1 protein-coding gene is annotated in these 282 nt (G+C 36.9%); it reads left to right on the top strand.

Annotation, left to right across the window (positions count from 1 at the left end; translation table 11 throughout):
* The coding region (locus ACVCZW_RS19460; RefSeq protein ID WP_452233243.1) for a hypothetical protein at nt 1-282 on the top strand (282 nt) is incomplete at both ends.

Genomic DNA, 282 nt, shown 5'->3' with positions numbered 1-282 from the left:
AACTATTCAAGTAACATATACGGCTACTGATGATTGTTTAAATACTTCTTCGGTTACTGCTACACTTACTCTTAACGATTCTATTGGTCCTGACCTTACAGCTTGTACTGTTGCAGATGAAACGATTGAATGTGATGGAACTAATAATGAAACGATTGCTAACGATTGGAATGCTGCTAATATTTTAGCACTTCAATCTTGCGGTACAGATGCTTGTGATACAGATGCTGTATTTGATGTAACTTCTGATTATGCGTACACAAACCTTGCTTCTACTTGTGG

The organism is Lacinutrix sp. MEBiC02595 (assembly GCF_053601555.1).
The sequence above is the reverse complement of the archived record's forward strand: the minus strand, read 5'-3'. Positions and strand labels throughout refer to the sequence as shown.